22 protein-coding genes are annotated in these 20,915 nt (G+C 68.6%); 7 read left to right on the plus strand and 15 right to left on the minus strand.

Going from position 1 to position 20,915, the window contains the following annotated elements; genetic code table 11:
- Positions 1–2: 2 nt before the first annotated feature.
- Positions 3–1,031 (minus strand): uroporphyrinogen decarboxylase, encoded by a 1,029-nt coding sequence (hemE, locus tag QNI11_RS19750; protein ID WP_283981453.1) that lies wholly within the window; start codon positions 1,029–1,031, stop codon positions 3–5.
- 91 nt (positions 1,032–1,122) lie between these two features.
- Between hemE and hemC the strand changes: the two genes are divergently transcribed.
- Together hemC and QNI11_RS19760 are read left to right on the plus strand one after the other, a co-directional pair.
- Positions 1,123–2,067: a hydroxymethylbilane synthase gene (gene hemC / locus QNI11_RS19755; protein WP_283983535.1), complete on the plus strand. Its 945-nt coding sequence runs from the start codon at positions 1,123–1,125 to the stop codon at positions 2,065–2,067.
- A 147-nt stretch (positions 2,068–2,214) separates the two neighbouring features.
- Entirely contained in the window at positions 2,215–3,069 is an 855-nt protein-coding gene (locus QNI11_RS19760) for a DUF2189 domain-containing protein (protein ID WP_283981454.1), read from the plus strand.
- 46 nt (positions 3,070–3,115) lie between these two features.
- Here QNI11_RS19760 and QNI11_RS19765 read toward each other — a convergent pair whose 3' ends face one another.
- Both QNI11_RS19765 and QNI11_RS19770 read right to left on the minus strand, forming a co-directional pair.
- Complete coding sequence (locus QNI11_RS19765; RefSeq protein ID WP_283981455.1) at positions 3,116–4,096, minus strand: NAD(P)H-quinone oxidoreductase; 981 nt, start codon at positions 4,094–4,096, stop codon at positions 3,116–3,118.
- Positions 4,097–4,162: 66 nt separating this feature from the next.
- The gene (locus QNI11_RS19770; RefSeq protein WP_283981456.1) at positions 4,163–4,837 is read right to left on the minus strand and encodes a COQ9 family protein; all 675 of its coding nucleotides are present in this window, start codon (positions 4,835–4,837) and stop codon (positions 4,163–4,165) included.
- A 117-nt stretch (positions 4,838–4,954) separates the two neighbouring features.
- Between QNI11_RS19770 and rpsU the strand changes: the two genes are divergently transcribed.
- Positions 4,955–5,161, plus strand: coding sequence for a 30S ribosomal protein S21 (gene rpsU, locus QNI11_RS19775; RefSeq protein WP_005614280.1), 207 nt, complete (start codon positions 4,955–4,957; stop codon positions 5,159–5,161).
- 313 nt (positions 5,162–5,474) lie between these two features.
- Here the strand turns inward: rpsU and QNI11_RS19780 are convergent, their stop codons facing one another.
- Together QNI11_RS19780 and QNI11_RS19785 are read right to left on the minus strand one after the other, a co-directional pair.
- Complete coding sequence (locus QNI11_RS19780) at positions 5,475–6,908, minus strand: D-alanyl-D-alanine carboxypeptidase family protein (protein WP_254698390.1); 1,434 nt, start codon at positions 6,906–6,908, stop codon at positions 5,475–5,477.
- Between the two features lie 356 nt (positions 6,909–7,264).
- Entirely contained in the window at positions 7,265–8,413 is a 1,149-nt protein-coding gene (locus QNI11_RS19785; RefSeq protein ID WP_283981457.1) for an alpha-D-ribose 1-methylphosphonate 5-triphosphate diphosphatase, read from the minus strand.
- A 41-nt stretch (positions 8,414–8,454) separates the two neighbouring features.
- Here QNI11_RS19785 and QNI11_RS19790 point away from each other — a divergent pair, with 41 nt between their 5' ends.
- Entirely contained in the window at positions 8,455–8,895 is a 441-nt protein-coding gene (locus QNI11_RS19790) for an NUDIX hydrolase (protein WP_283981458.1), read from the plus strand.
- Here QNI11_RS19790 and QNI11_RS19795 read toward each other — a convergent pair.
- The 3 genes from QNI11_RS19795 to QNI11_RS19805 form a co-directional block, all read right to left on the minus strand.
- Positions 8,865–9,722, minus strand: coding sequence for a DMT family transporter (locus tag QNI11_RS19795; RefSeq protein WP_283981459.1), 858 nt, complete (start codon positions 9,720–9,722; stop codon positions 8,865–8,867). The two genes, QNI11_RS19790 and QNI11_RS19795, sit on opposite strands and share 31 nt — an antisense overlap.
- Positions 9,723–9,807: 85 nt before the next feature.
- Complete coding sequence (smc, locus tag QNI11_RS19800; RefSeq protein WP_283981460.1) at positions 9,808–13,263, minus strand: chromosome segregation protein SMC; 3,456 nt, start codon at positions 13,261–13,263, stop codon at positions 9,808–9,810.
- Between the two features lie 114 nt (positions 13,264–13,377).
- Positions 13,378–13,752, minus strand: coding sequence for a hypothetical protein (locus QNI11_RS19805; RefSeq protein ID WP_283981461.1), 375 nt, complete (start codon positions 13,750–13,752; stop codon positions 13,378–13,380).
- A gap of 149 nt (positions 13,753–13,901) precedes the next feature.
- Between QNI11_RS19805 and QNI11_RS19810 the strand changes: the two genes are divergently transcribed.
- Positions 13,902–15,110: a hypothetical protein gene (locus QNI11_RS19810; protein WP_283981462.1), complete on the plus strand. Its 1,209-nt coding sequence runs from the start codon at positions 13,902–13,904 to the stop codon at positions 15,108–15,110.
- A 72-nt stretch (positions 15,111–15,182) separates the two neighbouring features.
- Here the strand turns inward: QNI11_RS19810 and QNI11_RS19815 are convergent, their stop codons facing one another.
- The 7 genes from QNI11_RS19815 to QNI11_RS19845 form a co-directional block, all read right to left on the minus strand.
- The gene (locus tag QNI11_RS19815) at positions 15,183–15,992 is read right to left on the minus strand and encodes a division plane positioning ATPase MipZ (protein ID WP_100928411.1); all 810 of its coding nucleotides are present in this window, start codon (positions 15,990–15,992) and stop codon (positions 15,183–15,185) included.
- A gap of 209 nt (positions 15,993–16,201) precedes the next feature.
- Positions 16,202–16,759, minus strand: a complete 558-nt coding sequence (locus QNI11_RS19820) for a F0F1 ATP synthase subunit B (protein WP_100928412.1) — start codon at positions 16,757–16,759, stop codon at positions 16,202–16,204.
- Positions 16,760–16,764: 5 nt separating this feature from the next.
- A complete protein-coding gene (locus QNI11_RS19825; RefSeq protein WP_100928413.1) occupies positions 16,765–17,316 on the minus strand; it encodes a F0F1 ATP synthase subunit B' in 552 nt (183 codons plus the stop codon).
- 87 nt (positions 17,317–17,403) lie between these two features.
- Positions 17,404–17,625, minus strand: a complete 222-nt coding sequence (locus QNI11_RS19830) for a F0F1 ATP synthase subunit C (protein WP_005862946.1) — start codon at positions 17,623–17,625, stop codon at positions 17,404–17,406.
- A gap of 70 nt (positions 17,626–17,695) precedes the next feature.
- The gene (locus QNI11_RS19835) at positions 17,696–18,487 is read right to left on the minus strand and encodes a F0F1 ATP synthase subunit A (protein ID WP_100928414.1); all 792 of its coding nucleotides are present in this window, start codon (positions 18,485–18,487) and stop codon (positions 17,696–17,698) included.
- Complete coding sequence (locus QNI11_RS19840) at positions 18,477–18,869, minus strand: AtpZ/AtpI family protein (RefSeq protein ID WP_283981464.1); 393 nt, start codon at positions 18,867–18,869, stop codon at positions 18,477–18,479. The genes QNI11_RS19835 and QNI11_RS19840 overlap by 11 nt, the downstream gene beginning before the upstream one ends.
- Before the next feature lie 254 nt (positions 18,870–19,123).
- Complete coding sequence (locus QNI11_RS19845; RefSeq protein WP_283981465.1) at positions 19,124–20,026, minus strand: LysR substrate-binding domain-containing protein; 903 nt, start codon at positions 20,024–20,026, stop codon at positions 19,124–19,126.
- Between the two features lie 106 nt (positions 20,027–20,132).
- On the opposite strand from QNI11_RS19845, the gene QNI11_RS19850 reads away from it, so the two are divergent.
- Together QNI11_RS19850 and QNI11_RS19855 are read left to right on the plus strand one after the other, a co-directional pair.
- Entirely contained in the window at positions 20,133–20,339 is a 207-nt protein-coding gene (locus QNI11_RS19850) for a hypothetical protein (RefSeq protein WP_283981466.1), read from the plus strand.
- Between the two features lie 30 nt (positions 20,340–20,369).
- Positions 20,370–20,735, plus strand: a complete 366-nt coding sequence (locus QNI11_RS19855) for a metalloregulator ArsR/SmtB family transcription factor (protein ID WP_283981467.1) — start codon at positions 20,370–20,372, stop codon at positions 20,733–20,735.
- The last annotated feature ends 180 nt before the right edge of the window (positions 20,736–20,915 follow it).

Consider the following 20,915-nt stretch of genomic DNA (forward strand, 5'->3'; position numbering starts at 1 on the left):
GCTCAGGCGCTGCGCACCGCGTCGATCATGATCTGCACGTTCTCCGGATCGGCGTCCGGCGTGATCCCGTGGCCGAGGTTGAAGATGTGCGGCCCCTTCGAGAATGCCCGCACCACGCGCTTCGTCTCCTCGACCAGCGCGTCGCCGCCGGTGACGAGATGCGTGTTGGCCAGGTTGCCCTGCACGCAGCCATGGGGCTGGACATGCTCTGCCGCCCACTCCGGCGTCACGCTGTCGTCGATGGCGACGCAGTCGGCGCCCGTTGCGGCGTGGAAGTCGATGTACCTGTCGCCCGCCTGACGCGGGAAGGCGATGACCGGCAGACCGGGAAAGCGCGACTTCAGTTCCTGCGTGATGATCTTCGCAGGTTCCAGCGCATAGCGGTCGAAGTCCTCGCCCTGCAGCGACCCGGCCCAGCTGTCGAAGATCTTCACCACCTCGGCCCCGGCCTTCACCTGCTCCGTCAGGTAGTCGATGGTGCCCTCGGTCAGCCGGTCGATGATCTTCTCGAACAGCGCGCGGTTCTCGGCCTTCAGCGCATGCGCCGGGCCCTGATCGGGGGTGCCGCGCCCGGCGATCATGTAGGTCGCGACCGTCCAGGGCGCCCCGGCAAAGCCGATCAGCGTGACTTCCTCGGGCAGGGTCCTGCGCAGGATCTTCACCGTCTCGTACACCGGCGACAGCGTGTCGTGGATCATCTCGCCACGGCCCAACTTGTCGAAGTCCGCATCCCGGGTGATCGTCGACAGCCGCGGCCCCTCGCCCGTGACGAACCACAGGTCCGCCCCCAGCGCCTGCGGCAGCAGCAGGATGTCGGCGAACAGGATCGCCGCGTCGAAACCGTAGCGCCGGATCGGCTGCAGCGTCACCTCGGCGGCCAGGTCAGGGTTGTAACACAGCGACAGGAAGTCCCCCGCCTCGGCCCGTGTGGCCTTGTACTCCGGCAGGTAACGTCCCGCCTGCCGCATCATCCAGATCGGCGGGGTCGGAAGCGTCTCTCCGGCAAGCGCGCGCAGCAGGGTCTTGGTCATGTTGGCTCCCATCGGTGTTTTGCCGCACTTAGGGCAAAACGCGGGTGGTTGCCAGCGGTCAGCCTGCCGCATAAAGCTCTGGGCCATGACGATGCCCACGCCCAACTCCCCGCTCAAGATCGGCACCCGCGGCTCTCCGCTGGCGCTGGCGCAGGCCTTCGAGACCCGTGAACGGCTGATGGCCGCCTTCTCGCTGCCCGAGGAAGCCTTCGAGATCTGCATCATCAAGACGACCGGTGACGACCGCGCGATGATCGCCGCGGACCGGCCGCTGAAGGAGATCGGGAACAAGGGCCTCTTCACCAAGGAAATCGAAGAGGCGCTGATCGCGGGCCGCATCGACATCGCCGTGCACTCGATGAAGGACATGCCGACGGAACAGCCGGACGGGCTGATCCTCGACTGCTATCTCCCGCGCGAGGACCCGCGCGACGCCTTCATCTGCCACGACCACGGCTCGATCCACAATCTGCCGATGGGCGCCGTTGTGGGCTCCTCCTCGCTCCGCCGCCGCGCGCAGCTATTGCACCGCCGCCCCGACCTGAGCGTGGTGGAGTTCCGCGGCAACCTCCAGACCCGGCTGAAGAAGCTCTCGGACGGCGTGGCCACGGCCACCTTCCTCGCCTGCGCCGGTCTGAACCGGATGAAGATCCCCGGCGTGCCGATGTTCCCCATCGCCGAAGAGGACATGCTGCCCGCCATAGCCCAAGGCGCCATCGGCATCGAACGCCGCATCGACGACCCCACCACGCAAGAGATGCTGGCCGCCATCCACGACCACGACACCGGCCTGCGGCTTGCGGCGGAACGCGCCTTCCTCGCCCAGCTCGACGGTTCGTGCGAGACGCCGATTGCCGGGCTGGCCGAACTCGACGGCGAAAACCTGAGGCTCCGGGGCGAGATCCTGAAACCGGACGGCTCGATCTCCCACGCAGGCGAGATCAGCGGCCCCGCGGCCGACGGCGCGACCCTCGGCCGGGCCCTCGCCGACGACCTCCTGGCCCGCGCGGGCGACGGCTTCTTCGACTGGCATTGACGCCCCTCTGACCGCGCGCCTCTCGCACAGAGGTGATATGCCGGGCCCCGCTTCCGTGTTACGCTGAGTTCGGAAGCGCCCGCGGTCGAGGCCGGCGCAAAGATCGACCTCTTCCACCGGCGGGCGCCACGCCGGGAGGAGATCGACATGACCCAAACCATCGGAAATCCCGCAAGCTGGCTCGCCGGCGCCTTCGGACGCGCCTCGCACCACGCGGTCGAAAGTTCGCGCCGCATGGGCGGCATCGCCCATCTCGCAGCCCCCCGAACGCGCAGGCTGCACATGGGGGACATCGGCGACGCCCTCCGCGCCGGATGGGCGGATTTCAAGGCCTGCCGGACCGACGTGATGTTCCTCGTCCTCATCTACCCGGTGATCGGTCTGGTGCTGATGGCCATAGGGTTCGACCGCAACCTGATCCCGCTGATCTTCCCGCTGATGGCCGGCTTCGCCATCCTCGGCCCGGTCGCCGCCGTCGGCGTCTACGAGATCAGCCGCCGCCGCGAACGTGGCGAGGACACCGGCCTCTTCGCCGCGCTGAAGGTGGTCCAGCGCCCGCGTTTCAGCGCGGTGGTGATGCTGGGTCTCTACCTCTGTGCGTTGTTCATCGGCTGGATGCTGATCGCCGCGGGCCTGCACAGCGCGCTGCTGGGCGACGCCCCCGCCTCCCTCTCCGCCTTCGCCGATCAGGTCTTCGGCACGGCCGCGGGCTGGACGATGATCGTCGTGGGCTGCGGCCTGGGGTTCACCATCGCGCTTGCCGTGCTCGCCATATCGCTGGTGTCCTTCCCGCTGCTGATCGACCGCCCCGTGGGTTTGCCCGTGGCGGTCTCCACCTCGATCCAGGTCACGCGCGAGAATCCGAAGGTCGTCCTGACATGGGGCGCGGTGATCGCCGCCGGGCTGATCCTCGGCAGCCTGCCCATGCTGATCGGCCTCGTGGTGGTGCTGCCGGTGCTGGGCCACGCCACGTGGCACCTCTACCGGCGCGCAATCCACTGAAGGCGGCAGGGGCCGGGACGTCCCGCCCCCCCCCCCACCCGCCGGCTCAGCCGACCTTCAGGACGATCTTCCCGATGTGGCCGGAGCTTTCCATCCGCGCATGCGCCTGCGCGGCGTCGTCCAGGGCGAACTCCGAATCCATCACCGGCGCGATCTTGCCCGCATCCAGAAGCGGCCAGACCTTCGCCTTCAGCTCATCCGCGATGCGCGCCTTGGCCAGGTCGCTCTGCGGGCGCAGCGTGCTGCCGGTGATCGTCAGCCGCTTCACCATGACCATGGCGAAGTTCAGCTCCACCTGCGGCCCCTGCAGAAAGGCGATCTGCACCAGCCGCCCGTCCTCCGCCAGCGTCTTCACGTTGCGCGGTATGTAGTCGCCGCCCACCATGTCGAGGATCAGGTTCGCGCCGCCCTCGTCCTTCATGACCTTGACGAAATCCTCGTCGCGGTAATTGATCGCCCGCTCTGCCCCCAGCGCCTCGCAGGCGGCGCATTTCTCCGCCGACCCGGCGGTGGCAAAGACCCGCGCCCCGAAGTGCTTTGCCAGCTGAATCGCGGTCGTGCCGATCCCGGAGGACCCGCCGTGGATCAGGAACCGCTCCCCCGCCTGCAGGCTGCCGCGCATGAAGACGTTGGACCAGACGGTGTAAAAGGTCTCCGGCAGGCAGGCGGCCTCCTTCATGCCCATGCCCTCCGGCACCGGCAGGCAATGCGCGGCGGGCGTCGCCACGTATTCCGCGTATCCGCCCCCGGGCAGCAGCGCGCAGACCTTGTCGCCCACCGCGGGCCAGTCCACGCCCGCCCCGACGGCCACCACCTCGCCCGAGGCCTCAAGCCCCGGCAGGTCCGACGCGCCCGGCGGCGGCGCGTAGCTGCCCGCACGCTGCAGCGCGTCGGGGCGGTTCACCCCGGCATAGGCCACCTTCAGGACGACCTGCCCGGCCTTCGGCTCCGGCACGGGCCGCGTGCAGGGCTTCAGCACCTCCGGCCCCCCGGCCTCGGTTATCTCGATCGCGCGCATGTCGGCCATGGGGCCCTCCCTGTTGTCTCGTCCGGCAACGCTATCAGCGCACCGGCCCCGGGCAACACCCCGACATCAGCCGCGGGGGGTCCAGCCCCCCGGCAAATCGTCGCGCTTCGGTGCCTTCACCATGTCGAGGATCCGCGCCGGACCGGCAGCCAGCGCGCTCAGCACCTTGCTGTCCCGCACGCCCGCCTTCATCTTCTCGATCCGCATCACGTCTTCGATGCGCCGGTCGAGGAAGGCCCATGTCGCCTCGTGCCCCGGCGAATCGTCGCCCAGCCAGAACAGCACGGTCGAGGAATAGACCCCCGACAGCGTCGCCCGCTTGGTGTACCAGTTCACGTCCTCCGAGGTGTCGCCCAACGCCCGCCAGATCGCATCCGCCGTGCCCCAGATCAGCTTCGCGCCCTCGGCGGCATACATCGGCAGCGCAAAGAGCGTGGTGCCCCGCCGCACCGCCTCCCGGTCCTCCGCCGCCTCGATCCGCGCCCGCACGGCAAAGGCCACCTTGTCGCGGAACCGCATGCCTTCCATGTCGGCCGCCTCGATCCGCTCCAGCATCAGCGCGTCGCCCCGCCGGTGATAGGCCGCGGCCAGGTCCACGGCGCCGCGCGGGAACAGCGCCCGCGCCACCGTGCGGTCGACCTCCGCATCCTGCACCGCCGCGCGGAACGTGGTCTCCGACCAGCCGTCGAAAGGCACGTGGGTCAGGGCTGCATCCAGCAGCCGGTCAGCGGTATCGGGCATGGGACCTCTCCTCTTGCATCGCGCATCAGGGTAGACAAATAGGCCGCCCCTTGCTATAGGGCCACTTCCTGCAAAACTTCCTTGCAACTCCAGACTTAGAAAGGTGGTGAAAACCACATGCAGGTCAGTGTTCGTGACAACAATGTCGATCAGGCGCTCCGCGCCCTGAAGAAAAAGCTGCAGCGCGAAGGCGTGTTCCGCGAAATGAAGCTCAAGCAGCATTTCGAGAAGCCGTCCGAGAAGAAGGCCCGTGAAAAGGCCGAGGCTATCCGCCGCGCCCGCAAGCTGGCTCGTAAAAAGGCCCAGCGCGAAGGTCTCCTCTGAGGCTCAGCCGTTCTTCGGCACTGAACAAACGATCGACCCCCGGGGCACCCGCCTTCGGGGGTTTTTCATGTGCTCAAGCCGCCAGCCCCCTTGAACTGGCCCCAGCCGCAGGTGGGCGAGCCCACACCTGCCGCGCCCCCGGCGCCACCCAAACGCCCTCCTCCTTCATCTTGGCCAGCAATACCTCGGGGTGAGGCCGCAGGCCGAGGGGCGGAGCCCCTCCCCTGTCCCGCAAAGGAAAAGGGCCGGCACGAAGCCGGCCCAGTATGGCATGTCAGCGGAGGGCAGGGCGTCCACCGCCCCACCCGAAAGCTCAGCTCGGCCCGATCATGAAGCAGTTCACCTGCCGCGCCTGCAGCCGCTTGCAGGCCAGTTCGGCGGTGTCCCGCGTCAGCCCCATGAAGTTCGCGTCGAACCCGCGGTTGCCCTGCACCACCTTGCGCAGCGATCCGTCCAGCGTCGCGGTCTCCGCAAGGGCGGTCTTCAGCAGGATCTTCTCGGCGGCGTAGCGGCTCGGGAAGCGGCCGACGTTGATGCCCCAGTGCCGCGCGTCGTTGGTGGACAGCCGCGTGACGACCTCCGCCTCACGCGCGGGCGTCGGCGTGTCGCGCAGCGCGGCGCTGGCCAGAGTCACGCCCTGCGGCCTGCGGATCGGCTTGGCCGAAGCCGACGGCGCCACGGCCGAGGCCGCGACCACGGCGGACCCGACCGGCGCCGCGGCGGCGGCGGATGACGTGGCCTGCACTTCCTTCAGCACCGTCTCGATCTCGTCCTCGAGCTGCGCAACCAGCGGCGCGACCTCGCCCGCGGGCACGGCCGGGGCCACAGATCCCGCCCGCGCCAGCGGACGCAGGCTGCGCGAAACGGCTGCGCTGGCCACGCGGATCGACTTCGCCCGCGTGCCCGGTGCCGGATCGGAGGTGTTGGCGACCACGATGCCCGCAGTCCCCGCGCCACGGCCCAGGTAGGGCGGCTTGCCCGGTGCGGCAAAGGCCACGCGGCTCGGCGATTCGCGGAAACCGAGGTCCAGCAGCTCCGCCACCTTGGCGTTGCGCGACGCGGTCGACTGGCCGCCGAACACCGTGGCGATCACCCGCTCCTGCCCGCGCTCGGCCGATGCGACAAGGTTGAAGCCCGCCGCACGCGTGTAGCCGGTCTTGATGCCGTCCGCGCCCTTGTAGCTCTGCAGCAGGCGGCGGTTGGTGTGCGACACGGTGCGCACGCCCGCATCCGCCGTCACGCGCGAGAACAGGTTGTAGTACTCCGGGTAGTCGTAGATCACGTGCCGCCCGAGGATGGACATGTCACGCGCGGTGGACAGGTGCCCCTCCGCCGTCAGCCCGTGGGCGTTCTTGAACGTGGTCCGCGTCATGCCCATCGCCTGCGCAGTGCGGTTCATCCGGCGGGCAAAGGCCGCCTCCGACCCTTCCACCGCCTCGCCGATCGCGGTGGCCGCGTCGTTGGCCGATTTCACCGCCGCCGCACGCACCAGGTAGCGCAACTTGATCTTCTGCCCCTCGCGCAGGCCAAGCTTCGACGGCGGTTCCGCCGCCGCGTTCTTCGAAACGGTGACGAGCGTGTCCATCGTCAGCTCGCCGTTCTGCACCGCCTCGAAGGCAATATAGAGTGTCATCATCTTGGTCAGCGACGCCGGGTGAAGCCGGGTGTCCGCGTTCTGTGCGTGCAGCACCTTGCCGGTGCGCGCGTCCATGACCATGGCTGCGTAGGGCGCGGCTTTCACTGCCATCGGCAGCAGAGCCACCAGCCAAACGAATGTGAGTAAACGGAGGCCTGTCCGGCCCCACTTCCTGCGACGTCCCGTCACCTGTTCCGCCTTTCTGCCTCTTTCCCCCCGATGTTTCGGTGGGGTTTGTCCTGGTACCATTCTGCGGGCACCATGGTTAAACAATTGCTAACACGGAAAGGGCTTGTGGAAAAGCCTGCAGTGCATTGATTTGCATCACATTTTCCGGGCAGGTGTTACCAACATCTTGGGGGTTGTCCGCACAACCCCAACTATTGAGGCCATTGTGTCCGGAATAAGGCAGATTGTGGCGAAAATGTGGCAGCCGAAACCGGGCTACAACCGGACCGCCGCGGGACTCACCCGGCCATGAACCGCGCCGCCACCGGACCGCTCATCCAGGCCACCTGTCCACCCGCCACGGTCGCCACGATTCGCCGGCTCTCGCGCTCCATGACCAGCAGGTCGGCCCGCTTGCCCGGCAGGATCGCCCCCCGGTCCTCCAGCCCCAGCAACCGCGCAGGCCCGTCGGAGACCAGCCGCCACGCCGCCGCCTCGTCCAGAAGCCCCAGCTCGACACAGCGCCAGGCCGCCCGCGCGGGCGAGGGGTAGTGATAGTCGGATGCGAGCGCGTCGCACAGCCCTTCGGCGATCACCTCCTGCGCCGCGACATTGCCCGCGTGCGAGGCGCCCCGCACCACGTTCGGCGCGCCCAGCACCACCTTGTCGCCGCCGTCGCGCGCCGCCTGTGCCGCCTCCAGCGTCTCCGGGAATTCCGAGATCCGGACGCCCCGCGCCCGCCACCCGGCCCGCTGCGCCGCCGTCCGGTCGTCGTGGCTGCCCATCGCCACGCCCCGCGCCGCCAGCCGCGCGCACACGCCGTCCATGGCCGCAGGCACCTCCGCCGCCGCCGCGTGCAGGCCCATCATCAGTGCGAAATGCGCCTCCGGATTGCGGCCCGACTTCAGCGCCTGCCCGGTCAGCCGCGGCGGCTTGCGCCCCTCCGCCAGCCGGTCGTGCGGCAGGTGGTCGTTCATCACAACATAGCCGATGCCCCAGCGGTCCACCGCCGCCTCCGCCCGCGCGAAGCTGTCCAGGTAATGCGTCTCCAGCCGCAACTGCAGCCGCAGGTCCACCGGCACCGTCCCCGCCACCGCCGCCACGGAGGCAAAGACTTCCTCCGCGAACTCCGGCCCGCGCATCCCGCCCTCCCAGGACCAGAACTGCGCCAGCATCGCCGTGGTGACCCCGCAGGCCGCAAGCTCTGCCGCCACGGCCACCATGCCCGCGTCCCGTTCCCGCAGAGCCCCGCGCCGCGGCGCCATGTGCCGCTCGAACCCGTCGCCATGGGCGTCCACGATCCCCGGCAGCACGTCGTACCCCGACAGGTCCACGCGCCGCCCGACCGGCACGTCGGCGATCACGCCGCCTGCCATCGAAACGGCGCCGCTGTCCCATCCGGCGGGCGTCATCACGCGCGCGCCCGTCCATGTCATCTCGAGGCTCATGGCGCTGGCATAGCCGGGAGAGGGCGCATAGAAAAGGCACCATGACCTCGCCTCGCCTCGCCTGCCGCGCCATCATCATGCACGACGACCGCTTGCTCCTGGTGAACGCCTGGCCGGGCCGCACCTCGACGCTCTGGTGCGCGCCGGGCGGCGGCGCGGAATGCGGCGCCTCCCTGCCCGACAACCTCGCCCGCGAGGTGCACGAGGAAACCGGCCTGACCGTCGACGTGGGCGACCCCTGCCTGGTGAACGAATACCACGACCCCGACACCGGCTTTCACCAGGTGGAGGTCTTCTTCCGCTGCACCGTGACCGCGGGACAGATCACCGACGACTGGCAGGACCCCGAGGGCATCGTCCACACCCGGCGCTTCTTCACGCGCGCCGAACTCGCTGACTTGCACATGAAGCCCGACAGCCTCCGCACCCTGCCCTGGCAGGAGGGGCTGACCTACGATCCGCTGGAACTCCTCGCGAAATAGCGCGGCCCAAGGACCGACAGCGCGACGCCGCCCAGGATCACCGCCGAGGCCATGAGGAACGTCGCCGTCAGCGGCTCGCCCAGCAGCAGCACGCCCCCCAGCGCCGCGATCATCGGCACCGTCAGCTGCGCCACCGCCGCCACCGCCCCGTCGAGCCGCGGCAAGACCGCGTACCAGAGCGCGTAGCCCACGCCCGACGTCACCGCCCCCGACAGCACCGCCAGCGCGATCCCGCCTCCGGTCATCGGACCCGGATCGACCCCCATGGGCAACAGCGCCAGCGGCGCCGCGATCACGAAATTCGCCGCCGTGGACCCAAGCGCATCCGCAGCCTTCCGCCCGGCCAGCGAATAGACGCCCCAGCCCACGCCCGCGGCGACCATGCTCATGACCGCCCAAAGCCCGCCGGACGCGCCCCCCGACGGCCAGGCCAGCCACATGAGCCCGGCAAACGCCAGCCCCGCCCCGACCCAGCGCAGAAGCGGCGGCCGCTCCCCGCCCAGAAGGCTGCCCGCGAACATCGTCACCTGCACCATGCCGAACAGGATCAGCGCCCCCAAACCAGACGGCAGGTCGACGTAAGCCCATGAAAACCCGAAGATATAAGCCAGGAGCCCCAGCACCCCCGCGACACGGCCCGCGCCGCCCAGCCGCAGCCCGCCGCGCAGCGCGAAGGCCAGCACCGCCAGCATCGCGGCCCCGGCCCACAGGCGGATCACCCCGAAGGCCACCGGTTCGATCAGCCCGGCCCCGACGGCAGCACGGTTCAGCACGGAATTGGCCGCAAAGGCGACCATCACCATCGCGACCCACGCAAAGATCCTCATGCCGCCCCCTTCATCTTGGCAAAAATACCTCGGGGTCCGGGGCAGAGCCCCGGCGGATCGCCCGGCGCACGCCGGGTGAGACCCCTCATGCCACCAGCTTCTCCGCCCGCTTCAGATCGACGGAGACAAGCTGCGACACACCCTGTTCCTGCATGGTCACGCCGAACAGCCGGTCCATGCGCGCCATCGTCACCGCGTGGTGGGTGATGATCAGGAACCGCGTGTCGGTGCGGCGGCACATCTCGTCCAGCATGTCGCAGAACCGCGTGACGTTGGCGTCGTCCAGCGGCGCGTCCACCTCGTCCAGCACGCAGATCGGCGAGGGGTTGGCCAGGAACACCGCAAAGATCAGCGCGAGGCAGGTCAGCGTCTGCTCGCCCCCGGACATCAGCGACAGCGTCGAAAGCTTCTTGCCCGGCGGCTGGCACATGATCTCCAGCCCCGCTTCCAGCGGATCGTCCGATTCCACCATGACAAGGTTCGCCTCGCCGCCGCCGAACAGGTGCTTGAACAGCATCGAGAAGTTGGAGTTCACCTGTTCGAAGGCCGTCAGCAGCCGCTCGCGCCCTTCGCGGTTCAGCGAGGCGATGCCGGTGCGCAGCGTCTTCACCGCCTCCTCCAGGTCGGACTTCTCCTTCACCAGGCCGTCGTGCTCCGCCTCGACCTCGCGGGCGTCCTCCTCGGCGCGCAGATTGACCGCGCCAAGCGCGTCGCGCGCGCGCTTCAGCCGCGCCACCTCGATCTCGATCTTCTCCGCGTCGGGCATCTCGTCCGGGTCGGCGTCCAGCGCCTCCAGCAGGGCCTGCGGCGTGGTTTCCATGACCTCCTCGATGCGCAGGGCCGCGGCCTGCACGCCCTCGCGCGCCGCTTCCGCACGGGCCTCGCCCCCGGCGCGGGCCTCACGGGCCTCGCCGGCGCGGCGCTCCGCCTCGCGTTCCGCCGTCACCGCGTCGCGCAGCAGGGTCTCCGCATCGGCCAGCCGGTCCTGCGCCAGGCCGCGCCGCTCCTCGGCGGCGGCGATCCCTTCGGACAGTTCCTCGCGCTGCACCGACAGCGCCTCCGGCACCTCGGCGGCCTCGTACAGCTCCTGCTCGGTCTCGTCGCGCCGCTCCGCCAGTTCGCGGGCGCGGACCGTGGCGGTCTCCAGTCGGTGCCGCCAGCCCGACAGTTCCTGCGTCACCCGTTGTGCGCGCCCCTTGCGGGCCTCGCCCTCGCGGCGCAGCTCGTCTGCGGCGGACCGGCGGGCCATCATCGTCATCCGCGCCGCCTCCACCGTCATCTTGACGTCCTCGGCCTGTCCGCGCACCTCGTCGAGATCGTCGAGCCCCTCCAGCGCGCGCTCCGCTTCCTTCAGTTGCGCCCGGGCCGCGCCCGCCTCGTCCTCGAACCGCTTCACCGCCAGCGCGGCGCTTTCCAGCTTGCCCTCGGCCATGTCGCGCTCGGCCTCCGCGCGGGACAGGGCGCGGGTCGCCTCCGTCACCTGCTGGTCGGCCTCGCGCCGGGCCACGCGGGCCTCCTTGTCGGCGCGGGTCAGTTCCGCCAGCCGCGCCACCAGCGCGTCATGCGCCGCCCGGCATCCGTCCAGATGCGCCGAGGCTTCCGCCATCTCCTGCTTCAGCGCCTCCAGCCGGTTCAGCTGTTCCAGCCGCAGCGCCGCGGCAGAGGGCTGATCCTCCGCCCAGGCGCGGAAGCCGTCCCAGCGCCAGAGGTCGCCTTCGACCGACACCAGCCGCTGCCCCGGCTTCAGAAGCTGCTGCAACCGCGCGCCGTCCTCGGCCTCCACCAGGCCGATCTGCGACAGCCGCCGTTCCAGCACGTCCGGCACCGACACGTGCTGCGCCAGAGAGGTCACGCCCGGCGGCAGGGGCTGCGTCACGTCGTAGGCGGGCAGCACCAGCCAGCCCGACGGCCCGTCCTCTCCCACTTCCGGAGCACGCAGGTCGTCGGCCAGCGCCGCGCCCAGGGCCTTCTCGAAGCCCTGCTGGACCTGCAGCCGGTCGAGGATCTGGCCGCCCTCCGCCGTGTCCCGCTCCAGCAGGCGCGCCAGCGCCGTCACCTCGGCGCGCAGCGCGTTCATCACGCCCTCCGCCTCGGACCGTTCGCCGCGGGCCTCCGCCTCGCGCGACTGGCACTCCGCCCGCGCGGTCTCCGAATCGGTCAGCAGGGTCTCGGCCCGCTCCGCCATGGCGGTCGCATCCATCTGGCGGCCGCGCGCATTCTCCGCCGCCTCGCGGGCCGATGCCAGCCGCCCCTTCGCCTCCGCGACGGAGGCATGGGCCTTCTCCGCCTCCGCCTCGCCGCGCGCCACGGTGCGCTGGCAATCGGCAAGGTAGCGCTGCGCCGACTGGTGCCGCGCCGCCAGACGGGCCACGTCCTCCGTCATCTGCGACAGGTCGGCCTCGCGCGCCTGCAACACGTCGGATGCCTCGTGCGCCGCCGCCTGCGCCTCCGCCAGCTTTTCGTCGTGGCCCTCTCCGGCCTTTTCCAGCTCGCGCGCTTCCCACTCCAGCCGTTCGATTGTCTCGCCGGCATCGCGGTTCAGAGTCTCCTCGCGGGCCATGTCCTGATCGAGCTGGGCAATCCGCTTCTTCAGCGTCTCGATCCGCTCCGCCGCCTGCCGCTCCTGGTCGGACAGCGAATCGCGCTGCACCAGCAACCGCTGCAGGATGGCAGAGGCGATGGCGTCCTCCTCGCGCAGCGGCGGCAGGGCCTCTTCTGCGGTCCCGCGCCGGGCCTCCGCCTCGCGCGCCTCGCGCTCTGCGGCAAGGGCCGCGGCGACCATGGCGCGCAGCGCCTCTTCCGCCTGCGCGCGGGTCAGGTCCGCTTCTTTCCAGCGGCGATACAGCAGCATCCCCTCGGTCTGGCGCAGTTCCTCGCCGATGGCCCGGTAGCGCGCCGCCTGCTTGGCCTGCCGCGCAAGCTGCGCCAGTTGCCCGGCCAGCTGCTCCACCACGTCGTCGACGCGCAGCAGGTTGGCCTCCGTGCTCTTCAGCTTCAGCTCCGCCTCGTGGCGCCGCTGGTAGAGGCCGCCGATCCCCGCCGCGTCCTCCAGCACCTTCCGCCGGTTCGCGGGCCGCGCGTTGATCAGTTCCGAGATCTGCCCCTGCCGCACCAGCGCCGGAGAGGTCGCCCCGGTCGCGGCATCGGCGAACAGCATCTGCACGTCGCGCGCCCGGGTGTCCTTGCCATTGACCTTGTAGGCCGACCCCACGTCGCGCGTGATCCGCCGCACCACCTCAAGCTGGTCGGTGTCGTTGAACCCGGCGGGCGCCAGCCGGTCGCCGTTGTCGATGGTCAGCGCCACCTCGGCAAAGTTGCGGGCAGGCCGGGACGAGGCCCCGGCAAAGATCACGTCTTCCATGCCGCCGCCGCGCATCGCCTTGGCGCGCGTCTCGCCCATCACCCAGCGCAGCGCCTCCAGCAGGTTCGACTTGCCACAGCCGTTCGGCCCCACGACACCCGTCAGCCCGGACGAGATGATGAGGTCGGTCGGATCGACGAAGCTCTTGAAGCCGGTGAGTCGCAGACGGGAAAAGTGCACGGGCAGGTCCTCCTGAGACGTGCAGTCTGCCTGTCCCCACCCCCGAGAGTCAATCTGGAGGCGCCCGATATGGCGGGGCTGCGATCAACTTTCCACAAGATATAGCACGTTACGTCAGGTCTTGTGGCACTCCATTTCAAAGCTGTTTCCGATGCCCGTGAACAGCTCGCAATACATGGTGTGGCGGCGTTTCGGCAGCTTCGGCGGGGTACGCCCGGGGCAGGCCATGCCCACGACCATCATCGCCGGATCGCCCATCACCCACTCGGCCCGGCAACCCGTCCAAAGCTGCGCGGCGATGCCCGCCTTGGGCGCCACGGCCTGGAATCGGGGAAGAACCTCGGGATTGGTGCGAATCGCCTCCACCAGATCGCCGCGCCGCCGGAGCGTGAAACGCGCGCCGTCCTGTTCCCGGATCGCCTTCTCCGCCCCGGAGAACCCCGGCCCCGCCGCGTCACACGCAGCGAGGCCGAGGATGAGAGAAACCACGGGTAACGTCCGCATGGATACAGTATCGCTCACCTTCCTTACCGTTAGGTTAACCCGTCCGGACAATCCGCGCTTTCATGCTTTACATTCCAAGTTCAGAATGTATATTACATTCCAATATCGGAATTTGTTTAGTCACGGAGGCCGACATGGCACAGACTCATCGTCCCGCCGACAGCTACTCGCCCGTCTACTTCCTCGCGTCGCTTGGCGCGGGCGGGATCGCTGTCACCTTCTTCATGTTCCTGATGTTCTGGGTGCCCCACAAGGGCCAGCCCGTCCCGATCTTCGAAGACATCATGGCCGCATGGTCCACCGGCAGCCCGTGGATGCAGACCGGGATCGCCGTGGCGCTGGCCGGGATCGCGTTCTTCGCGTTCCTCAACATCCGCTCGCTGATCTGGAACCTCTCCGCCTACAGCGCCTTCAAGCGGACAGAGGGCTACGCCAGCCTCAAGGCCTCGAACGCCGAGACCACGCTGCTCGCCATGCCGCTCGCGCTAGCGATGACGGTGAACGTCGGCTTCATCCTCGGCCTCGTCTTCGTGCCCGGCCTCTGGGGCGTGGTGGAATACCTCTTCCCGCTCGCCATGGTCGCCTTCGGCCTGATCGCCGTCATGGCCTTCCGGCTGATCGGCGACTTCCTCGGCCGCGTGCTGTCGAAGGGCGGCGTCTTCGACGTGACCGCGCACAACTCCTTTGCGCAGCTCACCCCGGCCTTCGCGCTCGCCATGATCGCCGTGGGCTTCTCTGCCCCCGCCGCGATGAGCACGAACGCCCTGACCGTCGGCACCGCGCTGGTGATCTCCACCCTGCTCGGCACCATCGCGATCCTCTACACGGTGCTTGCCGCCACGACCGCCTTCGCCTCCATGCTGCAGCACGGCACGGCGCGCGAGGCCGGCCCGACGCTGATGATCGTCGTGCCCATCGTCACGGTGCTGGGCATCATGTTCGTCCGTCAGGACCACGGGCTGCACACCACCTTCGAGGGCCACACCACCGCCGGTGAAACCATGGTCTTCCTCGCCCGGCTGCTCGCCATCCAGGTGGCCTTCCTCGGCCTCGGCGCGGTTGTCCTGAAGGCGCAGGGCTACTTCTCCGACTTCGTGACGGGGCCAAAGACCTCGCCCGGGTCCTACGCGCTGGTCTGCCCCTTCGTGGCCTTCTCGGTGATGATGCACTTCTTCATCAACAAGGGGCTGGTGGCCGCGCAGGTGATCGACAAGTTCGGCACCGGGTACTGGAGCCTGACCGCCATCGCCATCGCCTTCCAGGTGGTCGCCATCGCACTGGTCCTGCGCCTGAACCGCCAGCACTTCGCCCGGACGCAGATCGCCGCCGTCCCGGCCGAGTGACCCACCTGCCGGAAACGATGAAGCCGGGGCCATGCGCCCCGGCTTTGCCGTCCGTACCGGAACCGCCGAACCTCAGAACGTGACGTCGACCCCGGGCAGCTTCAGCGCCTTGATCAGTTCCCGCAGCTCTTGCCGCGCCGCCACGTTCGAGATGTTGAGCTGCTTGACGCCCACGTCCTTCAGATCCAGCAGCGTCAGCCCGCGCGGAAAGAGTTCGCGGAACACCACGCGTTCGGAAAAGCCCGGCGCCACGCGGAAACCGATCCGCTTCGACAGCCGCTCCAGCGCGCGCTCGATCTTCATCTTGTTGACCATCTGCTGCGCGCCCAGCCGGTTGCGCAGCACCACCCAGTCGATCGGCGGCAGACCGGCCTGCGCGCGCACCTGCCGCGCCGACCAGACCATCTCCGAATAGACCGAGGGGCCGAGGATCTTGTCGCCGTCCGCGTCGATCCGCGCCAGCAGGTCGAAGTCGATGAAACTGTCGTTCAGCGGGGTCACCAGCGTATCCGCCAGCGAATGCGCGACCTGCGCCAGCCGGGTGTGCGAACCGGGGCAGTCGATGACGATGAAGTCGCACGCCGCATCCAGCCCGGCCACCGCCTCGCTCAGCTTTTCCTCGTTCGCCGCCTCGTTGACCGTCAGCCCGTCCTTGTCCGCGTCGGGCAGTTGCGTGTGCCCCGGAGAGGGCAGCGTCAGGTCCGACTTCTGCAGAAAGGCCGTCCGGTTGTCGAGGTAGCGGCCCAGACTGCGCTGCCGCAGGTCGAGGTCAAGCGTCTCTACCCGGTGGCCGAGGCGCGCGAGCGCCGTCGCCAGATGCATCGAGACGGTGGATTTCCCCGCACCGCCTTTTTCGTTCCCGACCACGATGATGTGTGCCACGCCCGAACCCCCAAAATCTTACCACATGTTTGCCTGTGGTTTGGTATCCCCAACAGTATCTTGTAGAGACCGTCAAGGAAAGATGAACCCGTGCACGGCGAAAGCAGGCCGCGGCGCGCGGGCCACAAGGCAGGGCGGGCGCAACGCCGCCCCACGAACGGAAAGACCCGGCACCATGGCCGGGTCCTTGCCTTAAACCTTGCGAAGGCTCAGTGCAGCTTGGCACCGACTTCCGTGATGGAGGAGTCGATCATCTGCTTGGCTTTCGCCGCATCCGTCTGCTCTGCCACCACTTCGCGCGCGGCTGCGATGGCCACGGTGGCCGCCGTGTCGCGCACTTCCTTCACCGCAGCAGCCTCTGCCGACGCGATCTGCGATTCGGCGGCGGCCAGGCGGCGCTTGATCGACTCGGCGATCTTGGCTTTCGCCTCCTCGGCGGCCAGCTCGGCCTCCTGGCGGGCGTGTGCCACGATCCGGTCGGCCTGGTCCTGCACGTCGCGCTGCTTGCGCTCGTAGCTGGCCAGAAGGGTCTGCGCCTCCTCGCGGATGCGCCGCGCCTCGTCCAGCTCGGACTGGATGTCCTCTGCCCGCTTGTCCAGCAACTTGCCCAGCATGTTCGGCACGTTGAAGTACACGAGCACCACAAGGAACAGCAGGAACGCCAGCAGCACGATGAAGTTCGTGTTGTGCAGCGAGAAGAACGGACCCGTTGCGGCATGCGCCGGGGCCGCGGCCAGCAGGGCGAGGGGAAGAACGATCTTTTTCATGTCCCTTACCCCTTCAGCTGATTGTCGACGGCGGCCGCGATGCGGCTTTCGTCAGCGGACATGCCCAACGCCGCCACGATGGCCTGCGCGGTGTCCTTTGCGACGACCTCGACGTGCTGCATTGCGCTGGCGCGGATCTCGGCAATCGCCTTCTCCGACTCTGCGGCTTTCGCGGCGATCTCCGCGTCGGCCTTCGCAATGGAAACGTCGAGCTCTTCCTTGATCTCGTCGCGCGTCTTCTGCGCGATGGTCTGGGCCTCGGCCCGGGCATCCGCCAGCGCCTTCTCGTAGGCCTTCTCGGCCTCCTCGGCCTTGGACTTGAGGTCCTCGGCAGCGGCGATGTCGTTGGTAATGGTGCCCTGGCGTTCGGCCAGGACGGACGCGATCCGCGGCAGGGCGACACGCGCCAGGATGAAATAGATCACCACCAGCGTGATGATGAGCCAGAAGACCTGGTTGCCGATCCACTCGCCGCACAGCTGCGGCATGCCGATCGCGCTGCCGTTTGCGTCGACGCAGGCGCCCGCAAGCTCTTCCGTGATGGGTTCTGTCGCCATGTCGTTCTCCGTCGGAACTTGTCTCTACATCGGGCGGTCCGTCAAACGGCGAACCGCCCGCGCGTAAGGATCGTTAAGTTCCGTGGATCAGACGGCGAACATCAGCAGCAGCGAAACGAGGAAGGCGAAGATGCCCAGCGCTTCCGCGAATGCGATGCCGATGAAGAGGGTGGCGGTCTGCGAAGCAGCTGCCGACGGGTTGCGCAGGGCGCCTGCCAGGAAGTTGCCTGCCACGTTGCCCACACCGATTGCGGCTGCGCCGGAACCGATAGCTGCGAGACCTGCGCCGATGAACTGAAGACCTTCCATGTCCTATCTCCTTACGATTGGAAGTTGTATGTTCGGGTGTGTCGGGGGCGGGCGCCGGGGCGCCCAGCCGTCAGTGATGCGGATGCAGCGCGTCCTTGAGGTACACGCACGTCAGGATCGTGAAGACGTAGGCCTGGATGAAGGCCACGAGGATTTCCAGACCGTACATCGCGGTGATCGCCAGGACCGAGATCGGCGAGACGGCGGCAATGGCCGCAAAGCCCGCGAAGACCTTGATCACGGCGTGGCCCGCCATCAGGTTGCCTGCAAGACGGATGGAGTGGCTGACCGGGCGCACGAAGTACGAGATCAGCTCGATCAGCGCCAGCACCGGGCGCAGCGCCAGCGGCGCGGCCGAAACCCAGAACAGCGACAGGAAGCCCACGCCGTTCTTGATGAAGCCGAGGATCGTCACGGTCAGGAACACCGCCAGCGCCAAGACCACCGTCACGGCAAAGTGCGACGTGGTGGTGAACGACATCGGGATCAGCCCGAGGAAGTTGGCGAAGACGATGAACAGGAACAGTGTCATGATGTAGGGGAAGTACTTCAGGCCGTCCTTGCCGGTCACGTCCTCGACCATCTTGTAGACGAAGCCGTAGGCCAGTTCGGCGACCGACTGGGAGCGCGACGGCACGATGGCCCGGCGCGAGGTGCCCACGACCATCAGCAGCACGATGGCGACGATCGACAGGAACAGCCAGAGCGTCACGTTGGTGATGGTGAACATGCCGACATCGCCATGGCCGAACAGCGGCTTCACGATGAACTGGTCCATCGGGTGGAAGACGAGGCTGCTGCCCTCGGCTGCGCCGTGGGCTGCCTCGGCTGCCTGTTCTGCACCTTGCGTTTCAGCTGCCATCTCTGTTCCCCTCGTTCGCACCCGACCGGGCGCCCTTGTCTGCTTCGGGCGCGTCCGCCCCGTTGTGTCCCGGCGTGACCGCCATCTGTGTCGCCTGCACCTCGGCCGCCGTCCTCAGCATCACCTTGATGCCCGCGACGATGCCCAGGAGGGCGAAGATGACCATCAGGAAAGGCGCGGTGCCCAGCACCATGTCCAACCCGTAGCCAAGGCCGAACCCGATCCCGAGTCCCGCCACCATTTCCGTCACCATCCGCCAGGCGATGTTGGCCTGGCTGTAGTGTTCTTCCTGATGTTTCTTCTCGAGCTTCCGCCCGGCCTTGAAGGCCGCCAGCTTCGCATCCAGGTCGTTCAGCTGCCGCTTTGGATCGGGCGCGCTCATGCTCGGGTCGGTTCCATCAGTGTCGCGCTAGGGATTAGGTGCAGGGGCGGCCTGAGTCAATGTCCGGTTAAGCCCCGGAATTCGGTCCGCAGGTATCTGAAATCATTAATAATTTCCAAAGGCGGCGCGGGACGGCACAGGATGCCGCACCTCCGTTAGCGCCCCAAGAGGGCCAAAACCCATATTCAACCCATCAGTTGACAATGCATGGAACCGGGCCTGCGCCCCGCTCCTCCGGGCATCGGGGCGCGTGATCAGCCGTCGACCCCAGGCCCTTCGTCGAACCGCCAGGGCGCGCCCTCCGCGATCACCCAGTCGCGGAACTGCCGCACCGCGCGCCGCCGCGCCGCCTGCGGCTCGGTCAGGATCATGTAGGACCCGCCCCAGAGCGGCACGTCCCAGGCCCTTTGCAGATCGCCCCGCGCCACGTGAACCTCCGCCACCTCGGCACTGACCAGCATCACCCCCTGCCCCGCGACGGCGGCGGGCAGCGCCAGATCGGCCAGCAGGCGCCACTCCGGCGGTTCCAGCCCGCCCGGATCGACACCGGCGGCGATGAACCAGTCGCGCCACGGATCGCCGCGCCGGTCCTGCAATCGCGGCAGCCGCAGCAGGTCCGACGGACCGGCGATCCCGGCGCAGACCTCGGGCCGGGCAAAGGGATACATCGGCGCGTTGCTGACCAGCGACGCGGGCACATCCGGCACGGTGCGCACCACGGAGCGGATGGCGACATCCGCCTCGAAGCCGGTCAGGTTCGCCAGTGCATAAGAGGCGGTGATCCGCGGCTCGACTCCCGGAAAGGCCGCATGGAACCGCCCCAGCCGCGGCAGAAGCCAGTGCGCCGCGATGGTCGGTTCGCAGGAAACGGTGACGACCCCCGGTGCCCGCCCGGTAAGCGTCTCGGTCGCCTCCGCCAGCACATCGAAGGCCGGGGAGACCTGCCGGAGGTAGGCCCGCCCCTCCGGCGACAGCTCCACCCCGCGCGCCGCGTCACGGAACAGGTTGACCCCCAGCCGCAGCTCCAGCCCGCGCACGTGGCGGCTGATGGAGGAGTGGCTGACCCCCAGTTCCGCCGCGGCGGCGCTGAAGCTGCCATGCCGCCCGGCCGCCTCGAAGGCGCGCAGGGCATTCAGCGGAGGCAGGCTGCGGGGCATGGCGTCATGTGCGGTTTCTGCACAGGTTCTGTCAAGCAACTCGCGTTGATCGAGCCCGCCATGAGCGGGATATTGAGGGAAACCCACGTCATTCGGACACGTAGACATGCACAAGAACCGCACAGCTCCGCTGGCGCGGGTCTGGGCCGCCTGCCGCGCGCTCACCCGCGTCCTTGCCTCTTCTTCAACTCAGGTGGATCCCGTCAACGGCCTGCCGACCGGCCTCAGGGACCATCACCTGCGCGACATCGGCCTGTCGCGCCAGCAGATCTATCTTTACCGGCAGCGGGAGGCGACACCGCCGCGCTTTTGAAATCCCGGGAAAGCATGTATCGCGGGAAACATGACCGCCCGTCTCGACGCCACCTTCGCGGCCCTCGCCGATCCGACCCGCCGCCGCATCCTCGCGATGCTGCTGGAGGACGACATGGCCGTGACCGACGTGGCCGAACCTTTCGAGATGTCGCTGGCCGCGATTTCCAAGCACCTCACCGTGCTGACCAACGCCGGGCTTATCAGCCAGGAAAAGCGCGGCCGCCTGAAGTGGTGCAAGCTGGAACCCGACGCCCTGCGCGAGGCGACGGTCTGGATGCAGGGCTTCGGCCTGTTCGAGCCGGTCAACCTCGACGCCTTCGAGCGTTTCCTGGAAATGGAACTCGCGCCCCGCGACGACATCCCCGACGGCCCACAGAACCCCGACGCGGCCTGAACAGCGCCCGAAGGGCCCTCCCGAAAACAGGCGCAGCCCCGCCCCGGTCGTGCCCGATCCTGCCCCGGTTGCGGCGGGACCGCAACGTGGGCCGGGGCGCGTCTGCCGAGGCTCCGGACGCGGGCGGAGGCGACGGGTTGAGGGGCCAGCCCCTCAAACTCCCCGAGGTATTTGCGCCAA

This window comes from Sagittula sp. MA-2, assembly GCF_030126985.1.
GTDB lineage: Bacteria > Pseudomonadota > Alphaproteobacteria > Rhodobacterales > Rhodobacteraceae > Sagittula.

Excerpts from the sequence above, each read along its gene's own strand:
- QNI11_RS19770 (WP_283981456.1), bottom strand. The coding sequence starts at position 4,837 with ATGCCCGATACCGCTGACCGGCTGCTGGATGCAGCCCTGACCCACGTG.
- QNI11_RS19795 (WP_283981459.1), bottom strand. The coding sequence starts at position 9,722 with ATGAGGATCTTTGCGTGGGTCGCGATGGTGATGGTCGCCTTTGCGGCC.
- hemE (WP_283981453.1), bottom strand. The coding sequence starts at position 1,031 with ATGACCAAGACCCTGCTGCGCGCGCTTGCCGGAGAGACGCTTCCGACC.
- QNI11_RS19760 (WP_283981454.1), top strand. The coding sequence starts at position 2,215 with ATGACCCAAACCATCGGAAATCCCGCAAGCTGGCTCGCCGGCGCCTTC.
- QNI11_RS19835 (WP_100928414.1), bottom strand. The coding sequence starts at position 18,487 with ATGGCAGCTGAAACGCAAGGTGCAGAACAGGCAGCCGAGGCAGCCCAC.
- QNI11_RS19840 (WP_283981464.1), bottom strand. The coding sequence starts at position 18,869 with ATGAGCGCGCCCGATCCAAAGCGGCAGCTGAACGACCTGGATGCGAAG.
- QNI11_RS19785 (WP_283981457.1), bottom strand. The coding sequence starts at position 8,413 with ATGAGCCTCGAGATGACATGGACGGGCGCGCGCGTGATGACGCCCGCC.
- QNI11_RS19855 (WP_283981467.1), top strand. The coding sequence starts at position 20,370 with ATGACCGCCCGTCTCGACGCCACCTTCGCGGCCCTCGCCGATCCGACC.
- QNI11_RS19825 (WP_100928413.1), bottom strand. The coding sequence starts at position 17,316 with ATGGCGACAGAACCCATCACGGAAGAGCTTGCGGGCGCCTGCGTCGAC.
- QNI11_RS19810 (WP_283981462.1), top strand. The coding sequence starts at position 13,902 with ATGGCACAGACTCATCGTCCCGCCGACAGCTACTCGCCCGTCTACTTC.
- QNI11_RS19830 (WP_005862946.1), bottom strand. The coding sequence starts at position 17,625 with ATGGAAGGTCTTCAGTTCATCGGCGCAGGTCTCGCAGCTATCGGTTCC.
- QNI11_RS19845 (WP_283981465.1), bottom strand. The coding sequence starts at position 20,026 with ATGCCCCGCAGCCTGCCTCCGCTGAATGCCCTGCGCGCCTTCGAGGCG.
- QNI11_RS19765 (WP_283981455.1), bottom strand. The coding sequence starts at position 4,096 with ATGGCCGACATGCGCGCGATCGAGATAACCGAGGCCGGGGGGCCGGAG.
- hemC (WP_283983535.1), top strand. The coding sequence starts at position 1,123 with ATGCCCACGCCCAACTCCCCGCTCAAGATCGGCACCCGCGGCTCTCCG.
- QNI11_RS19850 (WP_283981466.1), top strand. The coding sequence starts at position 20,133 with ATGCACAAGAACCGCACAGCTCCGCTGGCGCGGGTCTGGGCCGCCTGC.
- QNI11_RS19820 (WP_100928412.1), bottom strand. The coding sequence starts at position 16,759 with ATGAAAAAGATCGTTCTTCCCCTCGCCCTGCTGGCCGCGGCCCCGGCG.
- rpsU (WP_005614280.1), top strand. The coding sequence starts at position 4,955 with ATGCAGGTCAGTGTTCGTGACAACAATGTCGATCAGGCGCTCCGCGCC.
- QNI11_RS19780 (WP_254698390.1), bottom strand. The coding sequence starts at position 6,908 with ATGGCAGTGAAAGCCGCGCCCTACGCAGCCATGGTCATGGACGCGCGC.
- QNI11_RS19790 (WP_283981458.1), top strand. The coding sequence starts at position 8,455 with ATGACCTCGCCTCGCCTCGCCTGCCGCGCCATCATCATGCACGACGAC.